Raw genomic sequence first — 17562 nt, forward strand, 5'->3', positions numbered from 1 at the left:
GGGTACTGCCGGCATCATCGTCAAGCTGCCGCGCTCAGAGAAGCTGCAGGATTGATTTTCTTGCCTGGAGAAGGAGTTCCGCGAGGGTGCTTTTGAGGCGCGTGAACCTGTGAGAGGGAACAGGTATCGATACCGCATAGATCTGATCCATCGGATCTCTGAAGGCGAAACCGGCGGCTGAAATGCCGTCCGTGTGCTCATTCAGATCCCATCCGATGCCGGTTTGCCGGATATCCTCGATTTCCCGCATGAACTCCGACAATGGTTTGGGGTCATCCTCGGTTGCTTTCAATTCCGGCGCTGCAATTGAAACGAGCGCATCGTCCTCGAACAGAGAGAGGGCGGCCTTGCCGTTGGCTGTTGTTGTCATGGGAAAGACTTCACCAACGGCGGAGACAGTTCTAAGGCGGTGGGAGCCGATCACCTGATCGACGAAGACCATGTGGTCTTCCCTGAAGGCAGCCAGGTCAACGGTCTCTTCTGTCTTTGAAGAGAGGTCGACCAAGACAGGTCGAATGAGCTCGGCCATGTTGATCCGGCCAGCGGCCGCAAGTGACTGGATTTCCGGTCCGAGCCTTAGGCCACCCTCGGCAGAACTTGCCATGACAAGACGTTCAGCAATGAGCGCATTCACGATGCGCTGTACCGTAGATCGGGGCAGGTGTACGCGTTCGGCGATACCGCCAAGACTCAGTCCGGAGTTGTCTTTTTTAGAATACGCAAAATCTCGGCTGCTCGCGAAATAACTTGAACGCCTTGATTTGATTGCGCTTTCCTTTCGATGATCATAACTCTTTCCGCCGTTCTTCTGGTCCAGCTCCGGTCTGGAATCACATGCTAAAGCAGCGTGATACCGTCTGCATATAGCAAATTCGCCCATCATGTCGAGAAAACACTTGACCGCATTATGATACACTCGTACCGTAAAGCAATACAGATTGGCACTGACCTTCGGGAGGATCAAAAATGTCAGTGATGATTCGCGGGATCGAGTTTCAGGAAAACCTGAACAACGATATGGGCGTCGAGTTCTATAACCTGTCGCACCGCTATGGGTTTCAGTGTCCGAACTGGCCGTATTTCAAAGATGTCCAGATTGAACGGAAGCACTACATGGCCAAGTCCGGTGTGCTGTCCCAGACAATCACCACCACGATGCATGTAACGACCCACATCGATGCTCCGGCTCATGTCGTTCCCGGAACACCGTTCATCGACGAAGTGCCTTTGCCTCATTTTTTCGGGTCCGGGCTGGTTGTCTCGGTGCCAAAGAAGAAGTGGGAACCGATTACAGGCGACGATCTGGAGAAGGCCTGCGGCCACGCAATCCGCAAGAACGATGTTCTGGTCATCAATACGGGCTGGCACAAGCAATATGAGGATGGCGACTATTTTGCTTATTGTCCCGGCCTCGTTCCTTCCGCCGCCGACTGGATCGTGGAGAAGGGCATCAAGGTCGTGGGACACGATACCCAGGCAAATGATCATCCGCTTGCAACGGCCATCGGTCCGCAGCGCAATGGCCCGATCCTGCCGCATCTGGAGCAGGAGTATCTTGAGTGGTCCGGCGGCCGCGACTGGAAAGACGATTTTCCCGAGTGGGAACCGGTTCACAACAAGCTTTTCAGCAACGGTATTCTTGGCATTGAAAATGTTGGCGGCGACCTGGATGCAGTCACTGGAAAACGCTGCACGTTTGCATTTTTCCCATGGAACTGGGACCGGGGCGATGGGTGCATCATCCGGCTTGTGGCGATGATCGACCGTGGTCAGCAGTACCGTATCGAGGCAGGCGAAAGCTTCTGATCCAGCATCACAGGTTGCCTGTTGTGGGCGGCCTTCATGCACAAGGTTCGGGAGGGCAACAATGCATGTGAAACGCTTTGAAGACGCTGCCCCGTACGAGGCGCCAAACCATCGGGATGTGGTCGGTTTGCGGCTGCAAGGGTTCGAAGAAGGTGGTCCGGAAAACCAGTGGGTCGGACTTAGTCAATTCCTGCCTGGCGGAGGCGCAGGGCCCGATTCAACGCCCTTTGAGAAGGTCTACGTCGTCCTGGATGGTGAGATGACTGTGATGACCGAAGGAGCTGAGACTGTTTTGCGAAAGTACGACAGCTGCACCATCGCGCCGAATGAAGTGCGCACGATCGAGAACCGGTCAAACCTCGTTTGCACCATGCTCGTCGTGATCCCGTATCCACCGGAGGCAAAGACATGAGTAATGCCTGGAAAAACCCGTTGGGACTGTTTGATGTATCGGGCAAGGTTGCGCTGATTACCGGCGCTTCGGGAGCCTTTGGCGCGGTCGCTGCAAGAGCCCTTGCGGGCGCGGGATGCAAATTGGTCCTGGCAGCTGGCAACGAGAAGGCCTTGGGCGAAGTGGCCACCGAGTGTGAAAAACTCGGCGCTGATGTTGTCACGAAGGCCGTGCGCCCGACTGATGAGACAGTTTGCGACGGTCTTGCCGATCTTGCCGCGGAGCGCTTCGGGTCGCTGGATATTCTTGTTGTCGCTTCAGGCATGAACAAGGTTGCGAAGATCGATACGCTCACTCCGAAGGATTTTGACGGGGTGATGGAAGCCAACGTGACCCAGTCCTGGCTTCTGACACGGGCTGCCACCAAAAAAATGAAGCAGCAGGCTACTGGCGGAAAGATTGTGCTGGTCTCATCAGCGCGCGGCCTGCTTGGTCATCCGGCCGGATATACAGCCTACTGCGCGTCAAAGGCTGCCGTTGACGGCATTACCAAGGCTCTTGGGTGCGAACTCGGCGAAGAGAACATCACAGTCAACGCCATAGCTCCGACTGTATTCCGCTCTCCTCTGACAGCGTGGATGTTCGAGGAGGACGATACGGCCAAGGGTTTCCGCAAAGGCTTCATCGCCCGTGTGCCGAAAGGGCGTTTGGGTGAACCGGAAGATTTGATCGGGCCATTGTTGTTTCTGGTGTCCCACGCATCGGACTTCTACACCGGTCACATACTTTACGCCGATGGCGGCTACACGGCAGGCTGAACGATGGCTCAATCCTTCATCATAGCCGTACTTGGCGCAGGACTGATGGGGCACGGTATTGCTCTGACGTTTGCCCGTGCAGGACACAAGGTCAACGTCTTCGATGCCTTTCAGGCCAGTCTCGACACCTTGCCTGAACGCGTTTCCAAAAGCCTTGGTGCCATGGGGGTCAAGGACGCCGAGATTGCAGAAGTTCAAGGCCGTATTACGGCTGGCAAAGAGATGAGCACATGCGTGCGAGAAGCCGACTTCGTGTTTGAGGCGGCTCCTGAGAAACCTGAGCTGAAGCGTGCCTTATTTCAAGACGTGGAGCAGCATACGCCCACCAACGCCATTTTGGCGTCCAACACCTCGGTCATACCGATCACCACCATCATGGCGGATCTGAAACATCAGGGCCGTGCTCTCGGCACACATTGGTGGAACCCGCCTCATCTGATCCCGCTCGTTGAAGTTATCAAGACGCAATGGACGGATGAAGCAACAATCCAAAAAACCATCGAGCTGCTGACTTCAGTTGGCAAAACGCCAGTGCGTGTTGAAAAGGATGTTGCCGGTTTCATCGGCAACCGCCTTCAGCACGCGATGTGGCGTGAAGCCATCTATCTGGTGGAAAGCGGCGTCTGCACGGCAGAGGCCGTCGACAAGGTTGTCAATGCCAGCTTCGGGCGCCGCCTATCGGTGCTCGGCCCGCTTGCCAATGCCGATCTCGTGGGCACGGATTTGACACTCGATATTCATGAAAATGTCCTGGCCGACCTCGACAACCGGCCAGCTCCTTCACCCTACCTGCGCGATCTGGTTGAAACCGGAAAGCTCGGCATGAAAAGCGGTGAAGGATTTATGAGCTGGACGCAGGAAGACATGGAGGATGTCCGAACGCGTGTCGCTACTCACCTTAGGAAGCTCGAAACGATCCTGACGTGACAGTCGCTTAAATCTTGAGCGCATCTGGGAGGAAAGATGATGACGCTGATTGGGAAGAAAAAAGGTATCACCCGCCGCGGATTTCTGGCTGGAGCATCGGCCGGGCTGGCCGCGCCGGCGATCTTGACGCGCACGCGTGCCTATGCTGCGGATCCCGTGGTCAAGATCGGCCACGTCAGTCCGCGGACCGGCCCTCTGGCGGGCTTTGCCGAGGCCGATGACTATGTTCTTGAAGGCATTCGCAAGGTGCTTGCGGCCGGTGTTGAGAACAACGGCAAGACCTACCAGGTAGAAATCATTTCCAAGGACAGCCAATCCAACCCGAACCGTGCCGCGGAAGTGGCCTCGGAGCTGATCCTGGGTGATGAAGTCGACATCATTGTTGCGGCCTCCACGCCGGACACCACAAATCCGGTATCTGACCAGGCCGAGCTGAACGAAGTACCCTGCGTCACAACGGATTGCCCGTGGCAACCGTATTTCTTTGGAAGAAACGGCGATCCGGCAACTGGATTTGACTACACCTATCATTTCTTCTGGGGCCTTGAAGACGTCATCAAAGCTTTCCTGGCGCTATGGGAAGAAAGCGGTGTTGAACGCAAGGTTGGTGGGCTTTTCCCCAATGATGCGGATGGCAATGCCTGGGGCGATGAGATTCACGGGTTTCCACCTGCCCTGATTGGAAGTGGTTTTGAGCTGACGGACCCTGGCCGCTATCAACCTCTGACCGATGATTTCTCAAGCCAGATCTCGGCTTTCAAGGAAGCGGGATGTGACATCATTACCGGCAATATGATACCGCCCGACTTCGGAACTTTCTGGTCGCAGTCCGCGCAACAGGGCTTCAATCCGAAGGTGGTGACCATCGGCAAGGCTCTCCTTTTCCCGTCTGTCATTGAATCCCTGGGTGAGCGTGGCAATGGGCTGACATCGGAAATCTGGTGGACACCGGACCATCCATTCAGCTCCTCGCTGACGGGCGTCTCGGCGAAGCAGCTCGCGGAAGGGTATACGGCATCGTCCGGCCGGCCGTGGACACAGCCCATCGGCTTCAAGCACGCGCTCTTTGAAGTTACGACAGACATTATCCGACGCAGTGCCGATCTGGATGATCCGAATGCGATCCTGGAAGCCATCTCCAAAACCGATCTGGCGACTGTCGTTGGTCATGTGAACTGGGACTTTGGTCCGGTCAAGAATGTATCCAAGACGCCGCTGGTTGCCGGGCAGTGGCAAAAGGGAGCAAATGGAATGGAGCTGGTGATCACCTCCAATCACAGCGCACCTGAGATCCCGACCACGGGGACATTGCAGTTGCTTTCGTGATGCCTGGACGGCGCGTGGCTGCGAGGCCGCGCGTCAGCCATTTTATGACACCAGCTCTGAAGGTCTGCATGAAACCGGTCCTTGAACTACAATCCGTTTCCAAAGCGTATGGCGCGATCACCGTGGCCGAAGACCTGAGTTATCAACTTGGGAGCGGTGAGGCATTGGGTGTGATCGGACCAAATGGCGCTGGTAAAACCTCAATGTTCAATCTGATCACAGGGACAGTTCGATCCGACAGAGGAGCGATCTTTCTCAACGGACAGGATGTGACCCGGCAATCGGCAGCCAAACGCTGCCGGGCTGGTGTCGCGCGTTCGTTCCAGATCCCGCAGCCCTTTTCCAGGATGACGGTCTTTGAGAACACACTGGTCGCTGCCACGCACGGAACACAGAATACACTTGCTGCGGCCAATGCGCATTGCCTTGAGGTGCTGGAGCTGACCGGCTTGATCGACCGTGCCAACGATCCGGCAGGCAAGCTGACACTTCTTGGCCGCAAGCGGCTGGAATTGGCGCGCGCCTTGTGCGCCCGGCCACAGGTTTTGCTTCTGGACGAGATTGCCGGCGGCCTGACGGAAAAGGAGTGCCACGATCTTGTCACGACAATCAACACGATCCGCAAGACCGGTCTGTCGATCATCTGGATCGAACACATCGTTCATGCGCTTCTCTCGGTGGTCGACCGACTGATCGTCATCGATTTCGGCAGGAAGATCGCTGACGGCGATCCGAAGGAAACCATGGCGAGCCAAGAGGTTCAGGAAATTTACATGGGAGTGGATGCCGATGGCTGATGCATTGTTGTCCACACAGGCTCTTGAAGCCTATTACGGCGATTTCCAAGCGCTCTTCGGAATTTCGATTGATGTGTTCCCCGGCGAAGTTATCGCCATCATCGGTGCCAACGGTGCAGGCAAAACGACACTGATGCGCTCCATCACCGGGCTGATCAAAAACAAACCCGACATGGTGTTCTGGAATGGTGCGGCAATCGGTGCGCGGCGTGCCGATCAGGTGGCCGCGGCAGGCATCGCCATGGTCCCGGAGGGGCGTCAGCTTTTTCAATCGCTTTCGGTTGAAGAGAACCTCATCATTGGCGGGCAATTGGGTCGGAAGGGTCCCTGGTCGCTCGAGAAGGTTTTTGAGTTGTTTCCGATCCTGAAGGAGCGGAGGAACGTTCCTTCAACGGCACTCTCAGGTGGCCAGCAACAGATGGTCGCCATTGGGCGTGCGTTGATGTCGAACCCGCAAATACTGCTTTTCGACGAAATCAGCCTTGGGCTCGCACCCATCATCATCAAGTCGATCTACCAGGCACTGCCGGACATCATCGGCGAGGGCATGAGTGCCATCATCGTGGAGCAGGACATTGCCAAAGCCCTGAGTGTTTCGAGCCGGGTCTATTGCCTTCAGGAAGGCCGGATTTCCCTGGAAGGGCGTCCGGAGACGCTGAACCGCGACGATATCAGCGCCGCTTATTTCGGAGTTTGAGATGGATTGGATCAACGCCATCATTCAAGGGATCTTGCTCGGAGGGCTTTATGCGCTTTTCGCCGCCGGTCTCTCGCTCATTTTCGGTGTGATGCGCCTGGTGAATATTGCGCATGGTGACTTCATCGTTCTGGCGGCTTTTTTGGGGCTTTCAGTGACTTCTGTTCTCGGGATTTCACCTTTGCTGGCACTGTTCCTGGTGGTTCCGGCCATGGCTGGGTTGGGATATGTGCTGCAGCGCGGCGTTCTCAATCAAACGCTTGGAGATGACATACTGCCCCCCTTGCTGGTGACCTTCGGGCTTTCCGTTATCATCCAGAACGGGCTTCTGGAGATCTATAGCGCCGACCCTCAAAAGATGAGCGCAGGTCCGATCGAGACGGCAAGCATTGCATTGCCTGGAGATCTCAACATCGGCGTCTTGCCACTCGTCATGTTCCTGGTGGCCGTTGCGGTGATTGCCGGTTTGCAATGGGTGTTTTACCGCTCTGCGCTTGGCAGGGCGTTCCGGGCCGTTTCCGACAAACAGGACATTGCTGAACTCATGGGTCTGAACAAGGCACATGTCTTCGGGCTTGCGATGGCCCTATCCCTGGCGGTGGTCGCCATTGCCGGAGTTTTTCTCGGCATTCGAACCAGTTTCGATCCGTCTATCGGTCCTGGACGCCTCATCTTTGGATTTGAAGCCGTCATTATCGGTGGCCTCGGCAACCTCTGGGGCACCTTGATCGGCGGCATCATCCTGGGCGTCAGCCAGAACATCGGTGCACAGATCAATCCGGGGTGGCAGCTTCTTGCCGGCCACATCGCCTTTCTTTTCGTGCTTGCCGTCAGGCCCCGCGGACTGTTTCCGAGGATCGACTGATGACTACGACAACTTATTCGATTTCCCGATCTTCGACGGTGACCCGGACTGCAGCGGTGGTCGGTATTCTGATCGTTGCAGGTTTGATAGCAGCGCCCTGGTGGGCAGGCCGGGCCGACATGAGGTTGTTGAGCGAGATGTTTCTCTATCTCTCTCTTGCATGTCTTTGGAACCTGCTCGCCGGATATGCGGGCCTGGTCTCGGTCGGTCAGCAAGCTTTCGTCGGCTTCGGCGGATACATGCTCTTCGCGCTTGCGATCTTTGCCGGTGTCTCGCCGATTGTTGCCATACCCCTGGCCGGGCTGCTCGGAGCCCTTGTCGCCGTGCCCGTGGCCTTGCTTATCTTCAGACTGCGGGGTGCCTATTTCGCGATTGGAACCTGGGTGATCGCTGAAGTGTTCCGTCTGTCATTTGCGCAAGTTTCCGCACTCGGTGGTGGGTCCGGCACAAGCCTGCCCGTGGCCATTGTGCGTGGCATGGCCTCTAACCGTTCAATGCGTGAAGCAACGACTTACTGGCTGGCGCTTGGAATGGCCGTTCTGGTGCTCGTGGTGATCTATTTGCTGCTGCGGTCCCGCAATGGTCTGGCGTTGACCGCGATACGCGACAGCGAGGTGGCGTCGGAGAGCTTTGGCATCGATATCTGGCGGCACAAATTCATCGTCTACATTATTGCAGCGGGTCTGACGGCGATGACCGGTGCCTTGATCTTCCTGCAAAAACTCCGGATTTCCCCGGATGCGGCCTTTAATGTCAATGACTGGACAGCCTTTGTCATTTTCATCGTCGTCATTGGTGGCATTGGAACGCTGGAAGGGCCAATCATCGGTGTAATCGTGTTCTTCCTGCTGCGGGAAACACTCTCGGATCTGGGTACGACTTACCTTCTCATTCTTGGTGTTGTGGCCATTGTGGTCATGCTGAAAGCCCCCAAAGGCCTGTGGGGGACTCTGAAGGAACGCACGGGGCTGGAGCTTTTCCCGCTGTCGCGCCGGGTCGTGGAAAACAAATCGGAAAAATGAGGAGGCGGTCTTGGCCGGCAAACGCAACAAAACCATCATCACATGCGCGGTGACCGGAGCCATCCACACGCCCACGATGTCTGACGCTCTGCCCTATACCTATGATGCTATTGCCGAGCAGGCGATTGAAGCGGCAGAAGCAGGGGCATCTATATTGCATCTTCATGCGCGCAACAACGAAACGGGCGCTCCATCAGTCGATCCAGCCGACTTTGCACCGTTCCTGCCGCGCATCAAGCAGGCAACCGATGCCGTCATCAATATTTCAACGGGCGGATCCCTAACACTGTCCATTCAGGACCGGATCAGGCCGGCGGCAACTTTCAGTGCTGAAATGTGTTCGATGAATATGGGAAGCATGAACTTTTCGTTCCATCCGCTTGCCAAACGATACGACAATTGGAAGTTTGACTGGGAGCGCGACTATGTCGCCAATTCCGACGGCAATATCTTTCGAAATACCTTCAAGGATATCCGCGAAGCGGCCGAGACACTTGCCCCTCATGACATCAAATTCGAGCATGAGTGCTATGATGTCGGTCACCTCTACAATCTGAAATTTTGCATGGATACCGGATTGTTCAAGGCACCGATCTTCATTCAGTTTGTCATGGGCATTCTGGGGGGGATAGGAGCGGACATCGACAATCTCGTGTTCATGAAAAAGACTGCCGACAAGCTGTTTGGAGATGACTATCGCTGGTCGATCCTGGCAGCCGGCAACGCCCAGATCCCCATGGCCACCACTGCCAGCCAGATGGGTGGGAACGTGCGTGTCGGGCTTGAAGACAGCCTATTTATAGCGAGGGGCGAACTGGCGCGATCGAATGCGGAACAGGTCGCCAAGATCCGCCGCATTGTCGAAGAGCTGGGGTGCGACGTGGCAACACCTGAAGAAGCAAGGGAAATTCTCGATCTGAAGGGCGGAGACCGGGTTGCGTTCTGAGCGTTGCAACAACGCGCCAACCGGTGACGGCGAATACACCGCCACCGGCGCTGATTTCTAAATCCACGGTAACACTGAAGGCTCAGGCGGCCCTTTTCAGATGTTCCTCGCCTGACCAGGCGCCACCGGGCCGATAACGACTCACAACCGAGCCCTCTTTCATTGCAAAGAGATGCAGCCAACCATTGTCGAAAAGGGTTTCGACTTCCGGATGCGCCTGAAGGATGGCCGATATTGCTTCCTGTGGTGCTTCGATAAGTACGGACAACCGTAAGGGTTTGTGAACCAGTGCCTTGCCGTCATGTAGGGTTTGCCAAGGCAGGCCAAGCCTCAAGTTGCCGCCATTTCCTTCGACGACGCCAATACCGCCAACCGCGTTGTGGATCAACTTGTTGCCACCCCCGAAGACTTTGGGGGCAACCGAAGACCCGTAATATTGCAGGCTGATCCAACTTGCCACGACCACCGGTGCCGTCAGGATCAGTTCCAGTGTCTTGAAGTCTTCGTCCGTTTGCCAATCGTAGCTGTGAAGGAAGGCGCGGCCCTCCAGATCGGCAGTTGCAGTGACATACCGCGGGGCCGCTACAAAAGCGGCGCATCCAGCAAGACCCCATTCGGGCCGGATCTGCGACCAGTCCATGGCCCTGGATGCAATAGTGGCGGCTTTGGCTCCCGGCAGCCGCAGAGCACGTTCGGTGCGCGCCTCTGCGCCTGCTTGCTCTAACCACTTTTCAAGGGAACGAACTTCTGTTCCGCTTCGTCCGCAATCCTCCAGATAAAGGGTTACGTTGTCCGTTGTCGTGTCATGGAGACCTGCAATGAAGCACGTGTCTGAAGGCACTTCGATGCCTTTTGCAGGAAGTCCCTTGCGGGTTTCTGGATCATTGAGCAATGATGCCAGCAACCGGGCGGAAACTTCTCCTGAATACCCGCCGCATGCGCCACAGTGATAGGCACTCTTGTGGGGATTGTTGGTCATTTGCGCTCCGTGGCCAACGAGAAGGACCGTCGGTGCAAGACCCTTTGTCAGGCTCATGGCCTTCAAAACGGATGCCGCAATTTCGACCTTTGTTTCTGCCCCCAGATCCGGATCAATGTGGGGCACTGGCGACTGCCCAGACTGTTTGCCGGACATACCAATAGCGTTCCCGACCAGTTTGAGCCCATATAGCGGACCGGCAGCCTCAACAAATGCAAACGAGGAAACCGCAGCCTGGCGAAACCGATCAAAGGCCCGAAGCACACGGCGCCTGACCCGTTCTTTGTGTTCAGCTTTTTTGTCACCTTGACTGGTAGACGTCAGCGCGGGTTTCAGCAGGACCGGCAGGTGGTGTTCAACGACATCCGACCCATGGTCCGTGTGCGCAAGTGGCAGACCGAAGAAGCCTGCAAATCCGATGGTCTCTATGCCTGCACTCTGGCTCTCAAGAGCGCGCCGGAACACCTCAGAGCGAACATCGATACAAAAGGCGGCTTGTACCGCCGGTCGTTTGAGCCCAGCGTTGGAGGTTCCAAGCTTGGATACGAATTCGCGCTGGTAAGCACGCTCGGCTGCTTCTTGCAGGATGGCATCGACCACCTGATCACCAGACGCTGAAAGCGGTGCCTCGTGCGCTGAGATTTCCTCCTTCCATTGGTCGTTGATCTCGGGGAAACGGGTGAGCAGAGCTTCCTCCCAGATCAGCCGAATGGCCAAAATGTCGGCAAGCGTTGCGTCCGTTCCGCCATTTAATTCAGCTTGCCAGAGCAGCCAGCGGGCGTGTTGTGCCCAGCCGCCAAGGTCAATCAGGAGGCGATGAAATGCCGTTTCTGCAGCGGCGATGCTGAGTCCAAGAGTGTCCGTCGTTTTCAGGACAGCTTGTTCGGCGGTGTCAGGGGCTGCCGAAACATGCGAGCAAAATCCGCTAAGACCTGCAATTTCGGGGGTAAGGTCCCGGCTGGCCCAAGCGCGCCAGGCCATAAAGGCTCCCTCGTCAGGTGCTGGTGTCCACAGTGCCTGTCCCCTGTCAAAGTGACCTGAAGCCCAAAGCCCGAATGTTCTTGAGATGACGGATGGCCAGTCGATTCCAGATGCGGTTGCAGCAAATTCTGCGATTGTGCTTGCAGTCCTGGGCTCCCGCGCGGGCTGTGAGGCACGGTCTTTCAAAGTTTCGAGGTTGCCAGGTTTCAAGGGCGAGTAGCTCGCGTCCAGAGCCGCGGTCAGATCTTCGTCTCCGATGCGTCCGGTTTGGATATCGTCAAAATGAGCCTTTCTAGGCTGCGTTAGGTTGACACCGGCAACACGGGCAAGGCGTGCCGACGCACCTGCAAGGTCTTCATTCACCTGACCGAGAAAAGGATTGACCGCAACCGTGGCGTCAAGCGGGAAAGCGGGGGGATGGCACGGATGGCAGTCTCGCCAGCCTGTAAGATGCCTGACTTCCGGGCGGACGTGAATTGAGCGTGTTTGATGAACATGTGTCTTTTCCCCGGCTTACTTGAACTTTGTGACCTGATAACCGCCAACGAAGCGATCAAGGAGGGCGTTGAGATAAAGACCGTTTGCCACATGGACGCGCAGGCCGGCCGTTGAAGGATGATATGTCCAGAGTGGAAAGAGCGCCTGTGCGAAGGCTACGAGACCGAACGACAGGACTGCCAACGTGATCAGTGCCCATTCCAGCGTCCCGGGATCCGGTGCTGCCGGCAAAGAAGAGCCCCAGACCATGTAGGAGGTCTGCTGAAAGACGAAATAGGCAAACGCAACAACGGTGGCCAGAACAGATGTCCGATAGGTCAGTTCCGAGGGCGCCTCGTCTGCGAGGCCCTGGGCCACGAGGTAGGAGACACCGAAGATCAAGATTGCTCCAATAGCCAATACTTGCGGTGACTTGGGACCGGCAATCAAAGCAAAGACCAGGGAAAGCGCGCCATAAAGAACCAGAGCTATCGCAAACGATTTTGCGACATTTGCCAAACTCGGTACGGCAATCGGGCCAGGCTTGCGTACTCCGGCAACTGCGGCAATTGCCCCGCCTGATGACAGGAATGCATGTGCCTTGTATAGCGAATGAGCAACGATATGCAGGAGTGCGAGCGGCCACAAGCCCAGACCGCACTGAAGCAGCATGAAGCCCATTTGCGAAATCGTCGACCAAGCAAGAGCCGTTTTGATGGCGCTTTGGGTCAGCATGACCACTGCACCGAACAGGGCCGTCAAACCGCCAATGGCAACGAGCACACCCATGGAGCCTGGGCTGGCCTGAACAAGTTCGGCAGTCCGGATCAACAAGAATCCGCCGGCATTGATGATACCTGCATGGAGAAGTGCGGAAACCGGAGTGGGTGCTTCCATGACCTCCGTCAGCCAACCGTGGAGCGGGAAAGTTGCAGTTTTCAAAACTGCGGCAGCGACAAGAAAGGCGATGGCAAGATGCTGCGTGAGGGAAAGCTCTGGTTTCACAGCCTGGACAAGCGCTCGAAGGTCTGCAGTTCCATAGGCGGATATGAACAATGCGCTGCTCAGGATCAGCGCCAGATCGCCGGCATGCCAGACGATGGCAAATTTGGTGGCCGCCCTGTGTGCTGCAGCACGTTCAGGATAAAAGAGCAACAGCCTGCGCAGGCCAAATCCAACGCCGATAAACCCGATCACAAGAACCGGAAGACTTCCCGACTGCGCAAGGAACAGCACTGCGGCGAGCGTTGCGAGCATCAATCCGTGAAATGATCCTTCCCGTGGTTCCCCATCCAGATACGTGCGGGAATAGCGCAGGACGATCCAGCCGACGAATGCCACAAGTATCGTCATCGCTGCGCTGATCGCATCCAAACGAATTACAAGCGCAAATGCACCGTCGAATAGCGCAATTTGCGCCGGTCCGAAGGCGAGCAACTGTGCAAGGCCGATAGCGGATAGTAAAAGGGCTGCAAGTGCGGCGTATTCTGAATACCACCCCGAGAGACTCTGTCGGCGGCCAGTTTGAACCCTTGCATGCAATGCTGTTGCAAGCAGAAGTGCCGGGGCCAGTAGGGTCAATGGAATGAGCTGCGACATGGAGAACCTCGCGATCGTTTCTTGTATCGCAGTGCATATAGCGGCTGGCGTTAATTTTAAAAAATAGATATTATATTAGAATTCGTTCTATTTTTTGGAACTAATTATGCTGAACCTTCATCATCTGAGACTGTTTCGAGCCGTTGCACGAGAAGGAACGCTGACGGGTGCTGCGCGTGTCTTGAACCTTTCTCAATCTGCTTTGTCCTCCCAGATCAAAACTCTTGAAGCTGCTCTCGGGCATGATCTTTTTGAGCGGCGCGGGCGCGGCCTTTTGCTGACCGAAGCCGGACGAATCGCGCTTGACCACGCGGATGCGATATTTCGAACAGCCGAGGACCTGACAGCTACGCTTCGACACTCGGGTACGGAGCGCAAAGTCCTCAGGGTCGGTTCACTGGCGACCCTTTCGCGGAATTTTCAGATCGGGTTTCTGAAACCGATGATCCGACGGCCGGATGTCGAAGTTGTCTTGAGGTCTGGTCCACAAGGGGATCTCCTCAGAGCGCTTGAAGCGCTTTCAGCGGATGTTGTTCTTACCAACCTCGTTCCGGCCCGTGACGCTTCGAGCCCCTATCTGGTGCACACTCTGTCCGAGCAACCGGTCAGTCTGGTTGGCCCAATCGGCCTGCCGGAGCTTGCTGAACGCCCCTGGACAGAGTTGCTCGCAGAAGAACCCTTGATCCTGCCAACGCCGGAGTCGGCACTCAGGGCGTCGTTTGATGCGCTGCTGGTGCAGCTCGGGATTGTGCCGAAGATTGCCGCGGAAGCTGACGACATGGCGATGTTGCGTTTGCTTGCACGCGAGAATGCTGGCCTTGCCGTCATACCGCCAATTGTCGTGCGGGACGAACTGGCTGCAGGAACCTTGATGGAACTTGGCCGACTTGAGGGTATCAAGGAAGAGTTTTTTGCCGTGACGCTGCAAAGACGCTTTCCAAACCCTCTCGTCGCGGAGTTGTTGAAAACATTCAAGAATGACACTGCGTGACAGCGTTCCATCGATTGAGGAACGCTGGAAAAGCTTTTGCACAACAGGCAAGACCATCGAGAGAAAGGGCAAAAACATGGCCACGGAAGATGACGTTTGGCACCGTATCGCCTCCAGAAAGGAGTTTGTGGAGGCTTATGCGGACAAGGTGCTGGTCGGGGAGGAGCTGCGTTTCACGATCCACTCGACTGGTAAAATCTCCGGGCACGTGGAGGGTCTAGATCTGGTTGGTGAATGGTATTGGGAAGACGGCTATTTTTGCAGGACTGCGACACTGAATGGCGAAGCGTTGGCTCTGGACTGTGAAATCATCGAGGGCTGCGGCCACCAAATGCGTTACACAAGGGAAAAGGGGCGGGGAGAGTTCTCTATTGTTTCCGTTGAGCAGGATTTGCCTGAATAGTTTCGCGGACATGGACCGATAGACCGGACGCCGATGCCGGATAAAAACGGACCGTCGCACGTTGGATCTAGTTTGCTCCGAATGGGAGGGGTGTCCACCTGTTCGCCACACCAACCCAGGAACATTCGTATCCCTGTTTCGATCAGCTTAACCGAACCGACTTAGCCAAATCGCGCAACGTTCGGCATCTCTGGCGTCATATGTCGCCAGCGCTTCTGCCGGACTTTGGTCGAAATGATCTTCCCTATCTTCTCCCAAGGCTGTCAGAAGCATTGAGTACCATGCGGTAATGCCTCCACGCGGAGGTTTATCGAACATCGGAAACTCAGGAACGCCACCTGCATCGCTTAGCCAGGCATTCGCCAACGAGGGGTTCAACACCATTGCACGGGCAAGGCTGATTGCATCTGCGGAGCCATCCTGCAAGGCTTGCTGAGCCTGGTCCCGGGTTTCAAATCCTCCTGTCAAAATGATTGGCTTGGATGTGACTTTTTTGGCGCGTTTGGCAAAGTCAATGAAATAGGGCCCAGATGAGGACGTGCCATCAGAACTCGATTTAGCGCCTGGGAAATATGTACCGCCGCTGATATCGATCAGATCTACTGACGTGGCTTCCAGTAGGCGCACAACTTCCAGCGCATCTTCCGCAGAAAGACCACCTTCGAGCTTGTCGGTCGAGTTGATCCTTATGCCAATCGGAAAAGCTGGTCCGACAGCGCCTCGAACAGCATCAACGACTTCGCCGACGATGCGAAAACGTCTCTCGACCGAGCCGCCATAGGCGTCAGTCCGGTGATTGAAAAGAGGAGAGAGGAACTGACTGAACAAAAACCCATGACCAGCATGGATCAAGACGCCGCCGAATCCAGCATTTTGCGCGAGTGTCGCAGATTGTGCGTAGGACCGAGGCAGGTCATGGATTTCAGTCAACGACATGCCCTCGCATTTCAAGCCATCAACATCCAAAGGAGACGGCCCTTTGGGGGTGCTGACCGGTCCATGAGCCAGTGCACCAGCGTGACCAAGCTGTGGCCAGATATGCGCACCATTTGTTGATCCGCGTTTCGCCAATTCCATCATGGCAGTTAAGTCTACGCCTGGTGCCAAAACGAGGTTGCCCGGTTTCTCCGGATAGTGTGGGCTTGTTTGGACTTCTCCTATCAGCGAGAGAGCGGCACCGCCTTCTGCCCATCTTTCATACAACCGGATTTGAGCTTTCGTGGGGTTTCCTGCTCCATCTCCAAGGGAGTCAGACATTGCCGACTTGATCAATCTGTTTTTCAATTGCACGCCACAGGGGAGGTCTAGTGGCAACGTCAGCAGATTTGTCGTAGGTTGAGTTCTCATCTTTTCTTTCCATCGAAATATTTCGATATGCAGGTTCAACTGAACACATGCCGGTTTAGATCAGGGTCATTTTTGTAACTCAAGGCTTCGAGAGTTCGTCTTTGACAGCAGCGATGAATGCTTGAATATTTTCTTCGTTACGTCTGTAGAATGTCCACTGTCCATGGCGTTCTGCAACCACGAAACCTGCTTGTTTCAACAGTCCCATATAATTGGAGACTGTCGACTGAGAGAGTTTGGCTTTCTCCTGAATGTATGCGACGCACACACCTTCCAGGTCTTCATGACCTGGTAAAGCAGGCGGAAAGTTTGAGCGGTCCTTTAACCACTCTAGAATCCTGCGGCGGACCGGATTGTTCAGGGCTGATATTGACTTTTCGATGTCCATAAATCGAAATATCTCGATATATGTTTTTTTGTCAATGCCTCAAAAAAGAGCCGATGTGTGCATTGGCGTTGAAAAATTAGACCGCAAGTTCGACCAGCGTTGCTGGCCATCATCGTCAATCGATCAGCTTCGGCAATTTTTCCGAAGAGTGTCAAACGATGTATATCGTTCAAGAACCTGCAGGTGAGTAATTAGGATTACTTTAAAGTCACTTCCTTTCATCTATATTTTAAGTAAAAATCAAACTGTCAATAAATGGCCAGTTTCTTGATAAATTTCGCCTAACTAATTATTTTTACATTAGAAAATCATCTTTAGTTGAGAGCGCGCTTCGGTTTATTTCTTCAATTTATACAGCCTCTGAGGGTATTTATTCGGCGTTTCAAGGAATTTTTATTGAATTGTCAGGGTAAATACGTATACCTCAGCCAAAGTGATTATATACCTAAGTATTGATATACGTAAGTAGGCCATACGTAAGTAGTCTTGTCTGACAAGAGCGCGCTGTTACTACACTGCGTTGCAGCAATCAGACGCTTGCGCCAGCGAGGGCCTACTTCGACCGCAGCAGCCGGTCCCGGTCCTGGACTGAGGTGCTAACTGCTTCGTAAGCGGTTGGCTGTTCCGGCCGCCAAGTTTCTGCATTTGCGAACCGGTTGCGGCACCACGGGGTGCTTGCCGCTGCTGCGCCCGCTCTTGGAAGCCGGGCGGGAGGATGGACCGCGACGGCAAAGCACTCTGCCGCGGGACAAGCGAAGCAGGTTGTGGCTTCAGCCACGCCTCAAGGGACAACACGGGTTTA

The 17562-nt window shown here is 55.3% G+C and carries 16 protein-coding genes and 2 pseudogenes; 12 read left to right on the top strand and 6 right to left on the bottom strand.

Annotated elements, in window-relative coordinates; translation table 11 throughout:
• Positions 1-34: 34 nt before the first annotated feature.
• Positions 35-634: an IclR family transcriptional regulator gene (locus ACZ1HV_RS23875; protein WP_472718497.1), complete on the bottom strand. Its 600-nt coding sequence runs from the start codon at positions 632-634 to the stop codon at positions 35-37.
• A gap of 15 nt (positions 635-649) precedes the next feature.
• Positions 650-883, bottom strand: a pseudogene (locus tag ACZ1HV_RS23880) (hypothetical protein); the annotation flags it as partial.
• Positions 884-966: 83 nt separating this feature from the next.
• Here ACZ1HV_RS23880 and ACZ1HV_RS23885 point away from each other — a divergent pair.
• From ACZ1HV_RS23885 to kce, 10 genes are all read left to right on the top strand, one after another.
• Entirely contained in the window at positions 967-1806 is an 840-nt protein-coding gene (locus tag ACZ1HV_RS23885; protein WP_298986441.1) for a cyclase family protein, read from the top strand.
• 61 nt (positions 1807-1867) lie between these two features.
• Positions 1868-2218 carry a cupin domain-containing protein gene (locus tag ACZ1HV_RS23890; protein WP_298821817.1) on the top strand — a complete coding sequence of 117 codons (351 nt, stop codon included), beginning with the start codon at positions 1868-1870 and terminating at the stop codon, positions 2216-2218.
• Positions 2215-3015 carry an SDR family NAD(P)-dependent oxidoreductase gene (locus ACZ1HV_RS23895; RefSeq protein ID WP_298821819.1) on the top strand — a complete coding sequence of 267 codons (801 nt, stop codon included), beginning with the start codon at positions 2215-2217 and terminating at the stop codon, positions 3013-3015. Before ACZ1HV_RS23890 ends, ACZ1HV_RS23895 begins: the two co-directional genes overlap by 4 nt.
• A 3-nt stretch (positions 3016-3018) precedes the next feature.
• Positions 3019-3942, top strand: coding sequence for a 3-hydroxyacyl-CoA dehydrogenase family protein (locus ACZ1HV_RS23900; RefSeq protein WP_298963802.1), 924 nt, complete (start codon positions 3019-3021; stop codon positions 3940-3942).
• A gap of 36 nt (positions 3943-3978) precedes the next feature.
• Positions 3979-5268, top strand: coding sequence for an ABC transporter substrate-binding protein (locus ACZ1HV_RS23905; protein ID WP_472716527.1), 1290 nt, complete (start codon positions 3979-3981; stop codon positions 5266-5268).
• Positions 5269-5336: 68 nt separating this feature from the next.
• A complete protein-coding gene (locus ACZ1HV_RS23910) occupies positions 5337-6065 on the top strand; it encodes an ABC transporter ATP-binding protein (RefSeq protein ID WP_472716528.1) in 729 nt (242 codons plus the stop codon).
• On the top strand, positions 6052-6762 hold the full coding sequence (locus ACZ1HV_RS23915) for an ABC transporter ATP-binding protein (RefSeq protein ID WP_298821824.1): 711 nt from the start codon (positions 6052-6054) through the stop codon (positions 6760-6762). Before ACZ1HV_RS23910 ends, ACZ1HV_RS23915 begins: the two co-directional genes overlap by 14 nt.
• A 1-nt stretch (position 6763) precedes the next feature.
• On the top strand, positions 6764-7627 hold the full coding sequence (locus tag ACZ1HV_RS23920; protein ID WP_298821826.1) for a branched-chain amino acid ABC transporter permease: 864 nt from the start codon (positions 6764-6766) through the stop codon (positions 7625-7627).
• Entirely contained in the window at positions 7627-8649 is a 1023-nt protein-coding gene (locus ACZ1HV_RS23925) for a branched-chain amino acid ABC transporter permease (protein WP_472716529.1), read from the top strand. Before ACZ1HV_RS23920 ends, ACZ1HV_RS23925 begins: the two co-directional genes overlap by 1 nt.
• Before the next feature lie 10 nt (positions 8650-8659).
• On the top strand, positions 8660-9595 hold the full coding sequence (gene kce / locus ACZ1HV_RS23930; protein ID WP_298821830.1) for a 3,5-dioxohexanoate:acetyl-CoA acetone transferase: 936 nt from the start codon (positions 8660-8662) through the stop codon (positions 9593-9595).
• Between the two features lie 82 nt (positions 9596-9677).
• On the opposite strand, the pseudogene ACZ1HV_RS23935 reads toward kce, so the two are convergent.
• Both ACZ1HV_RS23935 and ACZ1HV_RS23940 read right to left on the bottom strand, forming a co-directional pair.
• Positions 9678-12052: pseudogene (locus tag ACZ1HV_RS23935) on the bottom strand (YbcC family protein).
• Between the two features lie 16 nt (positions 12053-12068).
• Entirely contained in the window at positions 12069-13631 is a 1563-nt protein-coding gene (locus ACZ1HV_RS23940; protein ID WP_298963810.1) for a proton-conducting transporter transmembrane domain-containing protein, read from the bottom strand.
• A gap of 106 nt (positions 13632-13737) precedes the next feature.
• Here ACZ1HV_RS23940 and ACZ1HV_RS23945 point away from each other — a divergent pair, with 106 nt between their 5' ends.
• On the top strand, positions 13738-14622 hold the full coding sequence (locus ACZ1HV_RS23945) for a LysR family transcriptional regulator (protein WP_472716530.1): 885 nt from the start codon (positions 13738-13740) through the stop codon (positions 14620-14622).
• The gene (locus ACZ1HV_RS23950) at positions 14609-15025 is read left to right on the top strand and encodes a hypothetical protein (protein ID WP_472716531.1); all 417 of its coding nucleotides are present in this window, start codon (positions 14609-14611) and stop codon (positions 15023-15025) included. The genes ACZ1HV_RS23945 and ACZ1HV_RS23950 overlap by 14 nt, the downstream gene beginning before the upstream one ends.
• A gap of 147 nt (positions 15026-15172) precedes the next feature.
• Here ACZ1HV_RS23950 and ACZ1HV_RS23955 read toward each other — a convergent pair whose 3' ends face one another.
• Both ACZ1HV_RS23955 and ACZ1HV_RS23960 read right to left on the bottom strand, forming a co-directional pair.
• Entirely contained in the window at positions 15173-16372 is a 1200-nt protein-coding gene (locus tag ACZ1HV_RS23955) for an NADH:flavin oxidoreductase/NADH oxidase family protein (protein WP_472716532.1), read from the bottom strand.
• 79 nt (positions 16373-16451) lie between these two features.
• Complete coding sequence (locus ACZ1HV_RS23960) at positions 16452-16760, bottom strand: ArsR/SmtB family transcription factor (RefSeq protein ID WP_298821842.1); 309 nt, start codon at positions 16758-16760, stop codon at positions 16452-16454.
• Positions 16761-17562: the final 802 nt, after the last annotated feature.

Source organism: Roseibium sp. JB4-4, from assembly GCF_055693425.1.

What these genes read in the sequence shown, in the direction of transcription:
- ACZ1HV_RS23945 (WP_472716530.1), top strand. Translation starts at nt 13,738, where the DNA reads ATGCTGAACCTTCATCATCTGAGACTGTTTCGAGCCGTTGCACGAGAA.
- ACZ1HV_RS23960 (WP_298821842.1), bottom strand. Translation starts at nt 16,760, where the DNA reads ATGGACATCGAAAAGTCAATATCAGCCCTGAACAATCCGGTCCGCCGC.
- ACZ1HV_RS23955 (WP_472716532.1), bottom strand. Translation starts at nt 16,372, where the DNA reads ATGAGAACTCAACCTACGACAAATCTGCTGACGTTGCCACTAGACCTC.
- ACZ1HV_RS23890 (WP_298821817.1), top strand. Translation starts at nt 1,868, where the DNA reads ATGCATGTGAAACGCTTTGAAGACGCTGCCCCGTACGAGGCGCCAAAC.
- ACZ1HV_RS23920 (WP_298821826.1), top strand. Translation starts at nt 6,764, where the DNA reads ATGGATTGGATCAACGCCATCATTCAAGGGATCTTGCTCGGAGGGCTT.
- ACZ1HV_RS23950 (WP_472716531.1), top strand. Translation starts at nt 14,609, where the DNA reads ATGACACTGCGTGACAGCGTTCCATCGATTGAGGAACGCTGGAAAAGC.
- ACZ1HV_RS23915 (WP_298821824.1), top strand. Translation starts at nt 6,052, where the DNA reads ATGCCGATGGCTGATGCATTGTTGTCCACACAGGCTCTTGAAGCCTAT.
- ACZ1HV_RS23900 (WP_298963802.1), top strand. Translation starts at nt 3,019, where the DNA reads ATGGCTCAATCCTTCATCATAGCCGTACTTGGCGCAGGACTGATGGGG.
- ACZ1HV_RS23905 (WP_472716527.1), top strand. Translation starts at nt 3,979, where the DNA reads ATGATGACGCTGATTGGGAAGAAAAAAGGTATCACCCGCCGCGGATTT.
- ACZ1HV_RS23925 (WP_472716529.1), top strand. Translation starts at nt 7,627, where the DNA reads ATGACTACGACAACTTATTCGATTTCCCGATCTTCGACGGTGACCCGG.
- ACZ1HV_RS23895 (WP_298821819.1), top strand. Translation starts at nt 2,215, where the DNA reads ATGAGTAATGCCTGGAAAAACCCGTTGGGACTGTTTGATGTATCGGGC.
- ACZ1HV_RS23940 (WP_298963810.1), bottom strand. Translation starts at nt 13,631, where the DNA reads ATGTCGCAGCTCATTCCATTGACCCTACTGGCCCCGGCACTTCTGCTT.
- ACZ1HV_RS23885 (WP_298986441.1), top strand. Translation starts at nt 967, where the DNA reads ATGTCAGTGATGATTCGCGGGATCGAGTTTCAGGAAAACCTGAACAAC.
- ACZ1HV_RS23910 (WP_472716528.1), top strand. Translation starts at nt 5,337, where the DNA reads ATGAAACCGGTCCTTGAACTACAATCCGTTTCCAAAGCGTATGGCGCG.